Here is a 12,140-nt window from a genome sequence, read left to right as displayed (position 1 = left end):
CCATTGATGGCGGGAAGGAAAGGCGTGCTGTTGACAGACAGCTTCTTCCACGGGTTAGGATCACCGGCATGATCCTTGTCTACCGCTACCGGGTGAAATCGCTCAACGGACTGCTCAACAAGCAGAGCCGTGCGGTGAACTACGTCTGGAACTTCTGCAATGACACGCAGAAGCACGCGCTCAAGTGGAGCAAGAAGTGGCCGACGGGATTCGATCTGAACGTGCTCACGACCGGCAGCAGCAAGGCGCTCGGCATCCACTCCGGCACGATCAACGCGACGTGCGAGCAATATGCGAAGTCGCGCAGTCAGCACCGACGGCCCTACCTGCGCTATCGCGGCAGGAAATCGCTGGGCTGGGTGCCGCTGAAGGGACGTGACCTGAAGCGCGAAGGTGACGCGTTCCGTTTCGCCGGCAACACGTTTCGCGTGTTCAACAGTCGACCGCTTCCCGAAGGCAAGATCAAGGACGGCACCAACTTTGCGCAGGATGCGCGCGGCAATTGGTTTCTCAACATCGTGATCGAAGTACCCGACGTTCAGGCCCGCCCGATCCGCTCCGGTGTGGGCATCGATCTCGGCCTGAAAGACTTCGCCACCCTTTCGACCGGCGAGAAGCTGCCCAATGACCAGTTCGGTCGACGAGCGGCGGAAAGGCTCGCGAAAGCGCAGCGAGCACGAAAGCACAAGCGGCATATCGCGAAGCTGCACGCCAAGGTGGCAAATGCCCGTGCCGATTTTCAACACAAGCTCGCGCTCGATCTCGTGCGGCGCTTCGATTACATCGCGGTCGGCAACGTGTCGGCCGCGAAACTTGCCAGAACCAGGATGGCGAAGAGCGTCTACGACGCATCCTGGTCGTCCTTCCGGGACAAGCTCCGTTACAAGGCGATCGCGCACGGAGCCACGTTTGAGGAAGTCGACGAAAGCGGTTCGACCCAGTCCTGTTCGTCGTGCGGATCGAGAGACAGCACGACGCGGCCGAAAGGTATCGCGGGACTGCGAATAAGAGAATGGGCCTGCAGTGACTGTGGTGTCGAGCATGATCGTGATCTCAACGCTGCGCTGAACATTCTCCGATGCGGACGTGCATCGCCAGGTGTGGGAATCCTCCGCCTTTAGGCGGTGGAGGACGTCAAGCGTTCCTCTGGTCATCGCGTTGTCGGTCCCATTCCCGTCGTCGTGTCAGCCGGCCGAACGCCGGGCGCGTTCGAGCAGCCATTGCGCGCCCGCACGATCGCCGCCGACGTCGAGCAGCGTCGCGAGATGCGTCAGCGCCTCGTGATGCGTGGGGCGCAGGTACAGCGCCTTGCGGTAGAAGTCGCTCGCTTCCGCGGCGCGCCCGCGCGCATCCGCGATCAGTCCGTTCAGGTAGAACGCATCGGCATGCGGGCCGACGCGCGCCGAGAACTGCGCGAGCACGCGCTCGGCCTCGTCGAGCGCGCCCGCGTTCGCCAGCGCCTGCGCATCTTCCAGCGTCGGCGCCTCGTCGAGCGTCGGCGCGATACCGTCGTTGGCCGGTGCGGCCGCCGCGGCGGCGGCCCGTGCGTCGATCGCGGCGGTCTGCACGACCGGCCGTGGCGCCGAGAATGGCTGACGCACGTCGCCGAGCCAGGCCGGCGGCGCGACGGCCAGCACCGGCCGCGGCGCGGCGAGCGGTGCGACCGTGAGGCGCTCCGCTCCCCGGTGCGCCGCCGCCGCGGACAGCGGCGCCGCCGGCCACGCCGCGCATGAATCGGCCGCCGCGCCGGCCGGCTCGCGATGGAACGCGAACGCCAGCGGCACGCGCGCCGAGCGCATCCCGTGCCGCATCGCGACGCCCGTCTCCGCCGGCCCGACGAACAGCATGCCGTCGTCGACGAGACGCGCGTCGAGCGAACGGATCACGCGATCCTGCGCATCGCGGTCGAAATAGATCAGTACGTTGCGGCAGAACACGAAGTCGTAGCGAATGCCGGTATCGGCCACCGGTTCGACGAGGTTCGCATGACTGAACTGCACGCACGCGCGCACGCGCTCGTCGAGCAGCCAGCCGTCGCGGGTCGGCGTGAAATACCGCGTACGAAACTCCGTCGCAGTCCCGCGGAACGCATTGCGCCCGTAACAGCCGAGCCGCGCCTGCTCGATCGCACGCGCGCTGAGGTCGATCGCGTCGATCGTGAAGCTGGCCGGCTCGAGCCCCGCATCCAGCAATGCCATCGCCGCCGAATACGGTTCCTCGCCCGTCGAACACGGCGCGCTCAGTACGCGGATCACGCGGCCCGGCATCGCGGCGAGCCGTTCGGCGGCCAGCCGCGCGAGCGTCGCGAAGGCCTCGCGGTCGCGGAAGAACCACGTCTCGGGGACGACGAACAGCTCGATCAGCGCACGCCGTTCGTCGGCCGACGCGTTGAGCTGCTGCCAGTACGCGTCGAGCGCTTCCGGCGTCACGGGCGGCCGCGCGGCCGACGGCACGCGCTCGCCGTCCGCCTGCAACGCATGCACGCGATCCGCCAGCGCCCGCATCAGGAAATCGTTGCCGAGCGAATCGGGGTCGATGCCGGTCTCGCGCAGCAACCAGCCGCGAAATCGCGATTCGGACACGTTCATGCGGACTCCTCCCCGTGGCCCGGCAGGCCGTCGAACAGATACAGGCGTGCAACGTCGTCGACCAGGTCGGGCACCGACACCTGCTGCACGACGCCGTCGGGCGTGTTCGCGACCCGCCCGAGCCAGCGCGTGCGCGCGGTCGAGATGCCGCTGGCGCGGAACGCCGCGCGGTCGATCCGCATCGTCTGCGTCGCGCGCTCCACGATCAGGCCGATCGTGCGCTCGCCATCGGCGTGACCGGCGCGATGGCGCACCATCACGAGCCGCGTCGAGCGCAGCACCTGCGCGCGCCGCCCGAGCGCCAGCATCGGCACGTCGATCACCGGCACCGGCTGGCCGCCGCGCATCAGCAGCCCGGCGATCCAGTCGGGCGCGCCGGGCACCGCCTTCATGACGGCGAGCGGCAGCACCTCGTCGATGCCGGCCGCGTCGAGCGCATAACGCTCGCCGTCGAGCTCGAACATCAGGAACAGCGCTTGGGCGCCGTTCTGCGGATCGGCGCGCGTCACGCGTCGACCTTGAAGCGCGACACGCTGGTGCGCAACTGGTTCGCGACGAGCGTCAGGTCGTCGATCGCCTGCGACGACTGGCGCAGCGACTCGGCCGTCTGCTGCGCGGCTTCCGACAGTTGCGACAGCGCCTGCGTGATCTGCTCGGCGCCGTTCGCCTGCGTCTGCATCCCTTCGTTGACCATCTGGAAGCGCGGCGCGAGGGTCTGCACCTCGGCGATGATCTGCGACAGCTGCCCGCCGACCTGCTGCACGTCGAGCATCCCGCGGCGCACTTCCTCGGAGAACTTGTCCATCCCCATCACGCCCGCCGACACGGCCGACTGGATTTCCTTGACCGTCTGCTCGATGTCGTAGGTCGCCACCGCCGTCTGGTCGGCCAGGCGGCGGATCTCGGTCGCGACGACCGCGAAGCCGCGGCCGTACTCGCCGGCCTTCTCGGCCTCGATCGCCGCGTTCAGCGACAGCAGGTTGGTCTGGTCGGCCACCTTGGTGATCGTCGCGACCACCTGGTTGATGTTCAGCGCCTTCTCGTTGAGGATCGCGAGCTTCGCGTTCACCGAGCCGGCCGCGTCCATCACGCTGCGCATCGTCTCGCCCATCCGCGTGAGCCCGCTCTGGCTCACGCCCGCGAGCGTCGCCGACTGCTCGGCCACGCCGGCCACTTCGTTCATCGTGCGCAGCAGGTCGCGCGACGTCGCGAAGATCTCGCGCGAGGTCGCGCCGATCTCGGTCGTCGTCGCCGCGGTCTCGTTCGCGGTCGCCTGCTGCTCGCGCGACGTCGCCGCGATCTCGGCCACCGACGTCGTCACCTGCATCGACGACTGCTGCGCGCGCGCGACCAGCTCGGTCAATTCGTCGGCCATCCGGTTGAAGCCGGTCTCGAGCGTGCCGAATTCGTCGCGGCGGCGCAGATCGAGGCGATGGGTCAGGTTGCCGGTGCGCATCACGTCGTGTACCTCGACGAGCCGCGCCATCGGCACGGTGACCGAGCGGTACAGCATGTAGCCGAGCCCGAGCGCGGACAGCAGCATGATCGTCAGCGCGCCGACGAGCACGACTTCCGTGTCCTGCACGGATTCGCGGATCACCCTCGCGGACTGGTCCGCGAACTTGCGGTTCTCCTGGACCATGATGTTCGCGTCCTGCACGACCTCGGCCCACCCCGGCAACACCTTCGCGTAGGCGGCGACCGCTTCGTCGCGCGAGCCGCGGTGCCGCTGTACCGCGTCGGTCAACAGCGGCAGGTAGCGATCGTATGCGCCGCGAAACGTCGCAAAACGCGCGCGGTCGTCGTCGCGGAAGATCGACGCCTGGTAGTCGACCGACAGCGACTCGACCTGCTTCATCGCGTCCGCGATCTTCGCGAGATCGCGCTGCACGGCGTCGGGGTCGGTCTCGACGAAAGTCGCCTGCTGCAGCATGACGAACGTTTCGTTGACCGCCGCGCGCAGCGATGACGCGAGGTAGACGCCGGGCAACGAGTCGCGCTCGATGCTGACGGCTTCGGCGTTGATCGCGCGCAGTCGCTCGTACGACACGCCGGCTGTCACCAGCATCAGCACGAACAGCACGCCGAAGCTGAGCAGGATGCGATTGCCGAGCGTCAGCCGGGCAGCGCCGATCGTCGGATGCAGGCTTTCATTGGTCGCGCGGGGCGTCACGGTGGCCATGTTCGTTATGGGCTTTCTATATTCAGCGTTGAAAAATCCACGCCCGCCTGCGCGCCGGAGGGCGCGCCACGAGCGCATCGGGGTCTCGCGGGCGGCGCGGCGCCGGCAGGCCGCGCCGCGAAATCACCGCTCCGCTTGCGCCGGCAGCCGAAGCGCGACCATGAAGCCGCGCGCCGTATTGCGCATCAGGATCTGGCCGCGATGCCGCGCCGCCGTCGCGCGGACGAACGCGAGCCCGAGGCCGAAGCCGCCGCGCGCCGCGCCGTGCGCGGATTCGAGCTGCACGAACGACTCGGTCGCGGCCGTGCGCTGTTCCGGCGCGATGCCGGTGCCGGCATCCTCGACGCCGATCAGCCAGGCGCCGCCCTCGCCGGTCAGCGTGCAATGAACGTCCATCCCGGCCGGGCCGTACTTCAGCCCGTTGTCGACCAGGTTCGCGACCGCGCGCGTCAACATCATGCGGTCGCCCATCGTCACGCACTCGGTATCCGGCACGTGCGCGATCACCCGGCAGCCGAGCCCGGCCGCCTTCTCCCACAGCTGGTCGACGGCATCGAGCACGATCTCGTTGAGACTCACGACCTCGTGCGCACGGCGCTCGGATTGCGCGCGGGTCAGGTGGATGAAGCCGTCGGCGAGCGCGAGCGCGCGCCGCGCATGGCCGGCGATGCGCTCCATGATCGCGGGCATGTCGCCGTGTTCGGTCCGGTAGACGTCGAGTAGCGCGAGGATCGACGTCTGCGGCGAACGCATGTCGTGCGACAGGAAATCGAGCGCCTCGTCGCGCTGGCGCGACATCAGGTACGAATTCGAGTGATAGCGGATGCGCGCGGTGAGCTCCATCGCGTCGGGAAGCTTCACCAGATAGTCGTTCGCGCCGGCGATGAACGCCTCGCGCTTGACGATCGGCTCCTCCTTCGCGGACAGCACGATGATCGGCACGCGTGCGGTGCCGGCGTCCGCGCGCCAGGCGCGCACGAGATCGAGGCCGTCGATCTCCGGCATCACGAGATCCTGCAGGATGACCGTCGGCTTCACGTCGCGCGCGACCGCCATCGCCCGGTGTGCGTCGGTGCACACGTGCAGGTCGATGTCGTGCTCGCTGCGCAACGCGCGGCGGATCACCTCGCCGACGAACGGCTGGTCGTCGACGAGGAGGACCGATAACCCCGATTCGAGGCAATCCGAGGCATTATCACTGCTCGATTCTTTCATAAATACAGTTTCAAACGCCGAATCTCCAATCGATTCTTTCATAGGAGTTGTTTATCCGACTTGGACGCTATCTTATATTGGCAGTTGAAAAACCCGCCTGATTCCGCCGATTTGGCCTGTCGGCACTGCCTTGCGGGGCCTCGGACGCCGCTTGTTTCCCCGTCGGCGACCGCATTACCTCCGCATTCTTTCTCTCAATAAACATAACCGGCTGATTCTAAATGAAATTAGAACACAGCATCTATCTCCTTCCGGTTTAGTTTTGCCAAATATGCAGAAAGAGACGGAAACAGATAAATCGGATCATTTCCGGATTCGAAAGACGATAACGTTTGCGAGACCGCCGCCACGAGGTTTGCATGCGTTGCAAGGCTGGCGGCCGATCTTATTAAGGGCCGGATTCGAATAACCCGAATCGGCAGGCGGAAAAGAGACAATCGCGCAACGGGCGCTCGCCCCGCGCGCGGCAGGGCCGGCAGGACGCCGGCCCGTGGTGCGATTCGTGAGCTACGCGCCCGCTCACCCTCGCGCGTGCTGCGCGGATACTTCCTGCAGGTCGAGGTCGCGTTCGAGCGCGTGCAGCATCTCGTCGTGAATGCGCCCCGACCGGTGCAGGCGCAACAGTTCGGCACGCCCGGCCCGGATCGCGGCCAGCACCACGTCGTAGTGCGCGGTGCGCACTTCCGCCGGATACGCCGGCTCGTTCTTCGCCCGTTCGGTCAGCTCGGCGCGATACGTGTATTGCTCGAGCAGGCGCGGATGGATCACGACGCCGTTCTCGTCGCGCACGAGCGGCTGGATCGCCGCGAGCTGCGCGGCTTCGACGTACGCCCACGTCTGCGGCTCGGTCAGGTGGTGCGCGGCGCGCTCTTCGCGCTGCGGCAGGCGCAGCAGCCGGATCAGCGGCCCGATCGTCGTGCCCTGCAGCAGCACGGTGACGAGGATCACCGCGAACGACGCGACCAGGATCACGTCGCGGCCGGGCAGCGCCTCGGGCAGCGACAGCGCGATCGCCAGCGTCACCACGCCGCGCATGCCGGCCCAGCTCATGATCGTCGCGGCCTTCCAGTCGGGCGCCTCACCGCGCCGCACGAGGCCGCGCACCGGCCACTTCAGCGCCTCGACCGCGTAGATCCACACGAAGCGCGACAGGACCACCGCCGCCAGCACCGCGAGCACGGGCGGCACCATCGTGCCGAGCACCTGCTCGAAGCCGCCGAGCCGATGGATCGCGCCGCGCAGCGACAGCCCGATCAGCACGAACACCATCGCCTCGAGCAGGAACACGATGACCTGCCAGAACGCGGTGCCGCGCGTGCGCACGGCCGCCGAGAACACCTCGTGCTGATGCCAGCCGATGATCATGCCGGCCGTGACGGTCGAGATCACGCCCGACACCTCGACCATTTCGCCCGCGATGTACGCGATCCAGCCGGCGATCACCGCGACGGTGATCACGAGATAGTCGTCGTCGAGCAGCTTCAGGAACCACACGACGAGCTTGCCGACCACGAAGCCGACCACCACGCCGCCGAGCCCCAGCTCCGCGAAACGCACGACCGCGTGCTCGAGGCTGAACGCGCCCGTGAGCGCGGCCGCGACCGCGAAACGGAACAGCACGAGGCCGGCCGCGTCGTTCAGCAGGCTCTCGCCTTCGAGCAGCACCATCAACCGGCGCGGCAGCGCGACGCGTTCGAGCACGGCCTTCGCGGCGACCGCATCGGGCGGCGACACGATCGCACCGAGCGCGAAGCACGCGGCCCACGGCAGCGCCGGCACCACCCAGTGCACGGCGAAGCCGACCGCGAACGTCGTGAATACCACCGCACCGATCGCCAGCATCAGGATGCCGCCGACGTTGCGCTTGAATTCTTCCCACACGGAGAAGTACGCACCGTCCATCAGCAGCGGCGGCAGGAACACCAGCAGCACCAGCTCGGGATCGAGGTTGATCGGCGGCAGCCCGGGGATGAACGCGATGCCGATGCCGCCGATCAGCAGCGCGGCCGCGGGCGGCAGCCGCAGCCGCTTGGCGATGCATTCGAGCGCGACGATCGCGAGGAATGACAGCAGAACCAGCTTGAATGCCGAGACGGGGGACATGAATCGACCTCGTGAAGAATGAATTCGCGCTTTCCGGCGTCGTACCCCGGTCGGCAGTTTCGCGCGATTACATCACGAGGCGAGGCTCGTAGTCGAGCCTGTTTCGGGCGGCCTGCCGCGTGGTGCACGCGCGGCGCCGTGCCGCTGCGCGCGCCACCATGAAAAACGGCACGCGGGCCGGCACGATCGCCCGCCCGCGTGCCGTCATGGCACCGCGCCGTTTGCCGTGCGTTACCGGCGCCGCACGACCATCAGCCGCGGCTCGGTCATGTCCTCGATCGCGTAGCGGATGCCTTCGCGGCCGAGGCCCGAATCCTTCACGCCGCCGTACGGCATGTTGTCGACGCGGAACGACGGGACGTCGTTGATCACCACCCCGCCGACCTCCAGTTCGTCCCATGCGCGGTGCGCATGCGTGAGCGAATCGGTGAACACGCCGGCCTGCAGCCCGAAGTCGCTGTCGTTCACGCGGGCGAGCGCGTCGTCGAAACGGTCGAACTTCTCGAGGATCGCGACCGGGCCGAACGCCTCCTTGCGGTACAGGTCCTGCTCGCGCCCGACGTTCTCCAGCAGCGTCGCCTCGAACATCGCGCCGTCGACCTTGCCGCCCGCGACGATCTTCGCGCCCGCCGCGACGGCCGCGTCCATCCAGCCCGACAGCCGGCGCGACTCGGATTCGGAGATCATCGGGCCGACGAAGGTCGACGGGTCCTTCGGATCGCCCATCTTCAGCGAACGCGTCTTCGCGATCAGCTTCTCGCGCAGCGCGTCGTAAAGATCCGCATGGACGAGAATCCGCTGCACGCCGATGCAGCTCTGGCCCGACTGGTAGTACGCGCCGAACGCGAGCCGCTCGACCACGTAGTCGAGCCGGTCGCGCTGGTCCGCATCGACGATCGCGGCCGCGTTGCCGCCGAGCTCCAGCACGACTTTCTTCTTGCCGGCCTTCTCCTTCAGCGCCCAGCCGACGGCCGGCGAGCCGGTGAACGACAGCAGCTTGAAGCGCTCGTCGGTCGTGAACAGGTCGGCGCCGTCGCGATGCGCGGGCAGCACCGAGAACGCGCCCTTCGGCAGATCGGTTTCCGCGAGCACCTCGCCGATGATCAGCGCGCCGATCGGCGTGCGGCTCGCGGGCTTCAGCACGAACGGGCAGCCGGCCGCGAGCGCGGGGGCGACCTTGTGCGCGGCCAGGTTCAGCGGGAAGTTGAACGGCGAGATGAACGAGCACGGGCCGACCGGCACGCGCTTCGTGTAGCCCGTATAGCCCTGCGCCCGCGCGGAGATCTCGAGATTGACGATCTCGCCGTCGATGCGCACCGATTCCTCGGACGCGACACGGAACGTGTCGATCAGCCGCGTGACTTCGCCCTTCGAATCGTTGATCGGCTTGCCGGCCTCGATGCACAGCGCCTCGGCCAGCTCGTCGAAACGCTCGCGAAAGCGTGCGACGCAATGATCGAGCACGGCCTGCCGCTGGTAGGCCGGCATCTCGCGCATCGGCTTGGTGGCGTCGACGGCCGCGGCGATCGCCGCATCGATCGCCTTCGCGTCGGCCAGCGCGACGCGCGTGGCGACCTTGCCGCTGAACTTGTCGGTCACCTCCAGATCGGTGTTCGCGTAGACGGCTTCGTTGGCGAGGTAGTACGGATAGGTTTCCTTCAACATGGAACGACTCCTTCCTGTGAACGGGAATTCAAAGTTGCGCCGACAGGCGCTTGATCTCGCGATTGAGCACGCGCTCGTTGTCCGAGTAGTCGATCGGCACGTCGATCACGTGCACGCCCGGCGACGAAAAGCACTCGCGCAGCAACGGCTCGAGATCGTCGGCCGACTCGACGCGATGCCCGTGCGCGCCGTAGCTTTGCGCGTACGACACGAAATCGGGGTTCTGCAGCGTCATCGCGAAATCGGGGAAATTCATGTTCTCCTGCTTCCAGCGGATCATCCCGAATGCATCGTCGCGCAGGATCATCACGACGATGTCGAGCTTCAGCCGCACCGCCGTTTCGAGCTCCTGCGAATTCATCATGAAACCGCCGTCGCCGCACACGGCGATCACCTTGCGCTGCGGATGCACGATCTTCGTCGCGATCGCCGACGGCAGGCCCGCGCCCATCGACGCGAGCGCGTTGTCGAGCAGCAGCGAGTTCGGCTCGTGCGCACGCCAGTAGCGCGCGAACCAGATCTTGTACATCCCGTTGTCGAGACAGACGATGCCGTCGACCGGCAGCGCTTTGTACAGGTCGTTGACGATCCGCACCGGGTACATCGGGAACCGCGGGTCGTGCTGGCCCTTTTCCAGGTGCGCGTCGAAATGGGCCTTGATCATCTTGAAGCGCTCGAAATCCCAGTGCGATTGCGGCGTCAGCGCCTCCTTCATCTGCCACACCGCATTCGCGATGTCGCCGACCACCTCGATCTGCGGGAAATAGACGGGATCGACCTGCGCGCCGAGGAAGTTCACGTGGATCACGGTCTTGTCGTCGGTGCGCATGAAGAACGGCGGCTTCTCGATCACGTCGTGGCCGACGTTGATGATGCAATCCGCCTGCTCGATCGCGCGATGCACGAAGTCGCCGTCGGACAGCGTCGCGTTGCCGAGCCACAGCGGGTGCGTCTCGTCGATCACGCCCTTGCCCATCTGCGTCGTGAAGAACGGGATGCCCGTCTTGTCGACGAATTCGAGCAGCATCTTGCAGGTGGTCTTGCGATTGCCGCCTGCGCCGATCATCAGCAGCGGATGTCGCGCGGCCTTGATTGCGTCGACCGCGTGCGCGACCGCCTTCTCCTCGGCCACGGGCCGTCGGCTGTAGCTGCGCGGAATCGGCTTGCCGTCGCCCTCCTCGTGCGCGATGTCCTCGGGCAGTTCGAGGTGCGCGGCGCCGGGGCGCTCTTCCTCCGCGCGCCGGAACGCCTCGCGCACCGCCGACGGGATATTGCCGATCGACACGATCTGCCGCGTGAACTTCGTGAGCGGCTGCATCATGTCGACGACGTCGACGATCTGGAAGTGGCCCTGCTTGCTGGACTTGATCGGCTTCTGCCCGGTGATCATCAGCATCGGCATCCCGCCGAGCTGCGCATACGCGGCCGCCGTCACGAAGTTGGTCGCGCCCGGGCCGAGCGTCGCCAGGCAGACGCCCGTGCGGCCCGTCAGGCGCCCGTAGGTGGCGGCCATGAAACCGGCCGCCTGCTCGTGCCGGGTCAGCACGAGCTTGATCCGCGACCGCCGCAGCGATTCGAGCAGATCGAGGTTTTCCTCGCCGGGAATGCCGAACACATACTCGACGCCTTCGGCTTCCAGCGCCTTCACGAACAGATCCGATGCTTTCATGGGGACTCTCGGTTATGCCGCCTGCCCGGCCTACGGACACGCGGCGTTCAGGACGCGCGCCGGCCTACGGCACGCGGACGCCTTACCTACTGGACACAGACCACGGCACTGCTCGCCGCGCAACACGCGATGCTCGATGCGGGATGCGCGGCGGCGCCTCCGGATACCGGAGGACGAACGGACCCGCCCGCACGCGGCAAGCACGCGCGGGCGGCAAAGACGTTTTTGATTGTAGACGGATTCGCGAGATTCCGACTTCGACCGGATGGCCGGCTCCCGCCGCGCGACGGGATCGGCCTGACGGCCAATTCCACCTCGAACGACGCGCGCGGCGCTACCGTAGGCGCAACCGAATTCCATTCATCGAACATGTGAACCATGGTTGACACCCTGCAATCCGTGCCCTACAGTGCGCCTACGTTCAGCATCCGGACCACCGACGTCTTCGAAGCGTGGTTCGCCGGCCTGCCGGATCGCGTCGCGCGGCGGCGCATCCAGGCGCGCATCGACCGTCTGTCGATGGGCAATCCGGGCGACTGGAAATCCGCCGGCTCCCCCGTCGTCGAAATGCGTATCGACCACGGCCCCGGCTATCGCGTCTATTACGTGAGGCGCGGAACGATATGGGTCATCCTGCTCTGCGGCGGCGATAAGTCGACGCAACAGGCCGACATCCGCGCCGCGCACGCAATGCTCGCGCACCTCGACATGGAGTGAT

The 12,140-nt window shown here is 67.1% G+C and carries 9 protein-coding genes; 2 read left to right on the top strand and 7 right to left on the bottom strand.

From position 1 onward, the window contains the following. Positions 1–68: 68 nt before the first annotated feature. Positions 69–1,121, top strand: a complete 1,053-nt coding sequence (locus tag SY91_RS17320; RefSeq protein ID WP_185921279.1) for an RNA-guided endonuclease TnpB family protein — start codon at positions 69–71, stop codon at positions 1,119–1,121. A gap of 63 nt (positions 1,122–1,184) precedes the next feature. Here the strand turns inward: SY91_RS17320 and SY91_RS17315 are convergent, their stop codons facing one another. The 7 genes from SY91_RS17315 to SY91_RS17285 form a co-directional block, all read right to left on the bottom strand. After that, positions 1,185–2,588 carry a CheR family methyltransferase gene (locus tag SY91_RS17315; RefSeq protein ID WP_124478327.1) on the bottom strand — a complete coding sequence of 468 codons (1,404 nt, stop codon included), beginning with the start codon at positions 2,586–2,588 and terminating at the stop codon, positions 1,185–1,187. Next, the gene (locus SY91_RS17310) at positions 2,585–3,097 is read right to left on the bottom strand and encodes a chemotaxis protein CheW (RefSeq protein ID WP_023474950.1); all 513 of its coding nucleotides are present in this window, start codon (positions 3,095–3,097) and stop codon (positions 2,585–2,587) included. Before SY91_RS17310 ends, SY91_RS17315 begins: the two co-directional genes overlap by 4 nt. Then, positions 3,094–4,770, bottom strand: a complete 1,677-nt coding sequence (locus SY91_RS17305) for a methyl-accepting chemotaxis protein (protein ID WP_034174901.1) — start codon at positions 4,768–4,770, stop codon at positions 3,094–3,096. Before SY91_RS17305 ends, SY91_RS17310 begins: the two co-directional genes overlap by 4 nt. Positions 4,771–4,893: 123 nt before the next feature. Then, the gene (locus SY91_RS17300) at positions 4,894–6,027 is read right to left on the bottom strand and encodes a hybrid sensor histidine kinase/response regulator (RefSeq protein ID WP_006479520.1); all 1,134 of its coding nucleotides are present in this window, start codon (positions 6,025–6,027) and stop codon (positions 4,894–4,896) included. A gap of 477 nt (positions 6,028–6,504) precedes the next feature. Continuing rightward, on the bottom strand, positions 6,505–8,088 hold the full coding sequence (locus tag SY91_RS17295) for a Na+/H+ antiporter (RefSeq protein ID WP_006479521.1): 1,584 nt from the start codon (positions 8,086–8,088) through the stop codon (positions 6,505–6,507). Between the two features lie 231 nt (positions 8,089–8,319). After that, positions 8,320–9,753, bottom strand: coding sequence for an aldehyde dehydrogenase family protein (locus SY91_RS17290; RefSeq protein ID WP_006479522.1), 1,434 nt, complete (start codon positions 9,751–9,753; stop codon positions 8,320–8,322). A gap of 28 nt (positions 9,754–9,781) precedes the next feature. Then, complete coding sequence (locus SY91_RS17285; RefSeq protein WP_023474953.1) at positions 9,782–11,422, bottom strand: acetolactate synthase large subunit; 1,641 nt, start codon at positions 11,420–11,422, stop codon at positions 9,782–9,784. Positions 11,423–11,800: 378 nt separating this feature from the next. Here SY91_RS17285 and SY91_RS17280 point away from each other — a divergent pair, with 378 nt between their 5' ends. After that, positions 11,801–12,139: a type II toxin-antitoxin system RelE/ParE family toxin gene (locus tag SY91_RS17280; protein WP_023474955.1), complete on the top strand. Its 339-nt coding sequence runs from the start codon at positions 11,801–11,803 to the stop codon at positions 12,137–12,139. The last annotated feature ends 1 nt before the right edge of the window (position 12,140 follow it).

It is taken from the genome of Burkholderia cenocepacia (genome assembly GCF_014211915.1).
Taxonomy (GTDB): Bacteria; Pseudomonadota; Gammaproteobacteria; order Burkholderiales; family Burkholderiaceae; genus Burkholderia; species Burkholderia orbicola.
This window is presented reverse-complemented; position numbering and strand designations above follow the sequence as displayed.

What these genes read in the sequence shown, in the direction of transcription:
- SY91_RS17320 (WP_185921279.1), top strand. Translation starts at nt 69, where the DNA reads ATGATCCTTGTCTACCGCTACCGGGTGAAATCGCTCAACGGACTGCTC.
- SY91_RS17315 (WP_124478327.1), bottom strand. Translation starts at nt 2,588, where the DNA reads ATGAACGTGTCCGAATCGCGATTTCGCGGCTGGTTGCTGCGCGAGACC.
- SY91_RS17305 (WP_034174901.1), bottom strand. Translation starts at nt 4,770, where the DNA reads ATGGCCACCGTGACGCCCCGCGCGACCAATGAAAGCCTGCATCCGACG.
- SY91_RS17300 (WP_006479520.1), bottom strand. Translation starts at nt 6,027, where the DNA reads ATGAAAGAATCGATTGGAGATTCGGCGTTTGAAACTGTATTTATGAAA.
- SY91_RS17295 (WP_006479521.1), bottom strand. Translation starts at nt 8,088, where the DNA reads ATGTCCCCCGTCTCGGCATTCAAGCTGGTTCTGCTGTCATTCCTCGCG.
- SY91_RS17290 (WP_006479522.1), bottom strand. Translation starts at nt 9,753, where the DNA reads ATGTTGAAGGAAACCTATCCGTACTACCTCGCCAACGAAGCCGTCTAC.
- SY91_RS17285 (WP_023474953.1), bottom strand. Translation starts at nt 11,422, where the DNA reads ATGAAAGCATCGGATCTGTTCGTGAAGGCGCTGGAAGCCGAAGGCGTC.
- SY91_RS17280 (WP_023474955.1), top strand. Translation starts at nt 11,801, where the DNA reads ATGGTTGACACCCTGCAATCCGTGCCCTACAGTGCGCCTACGTTCAGC.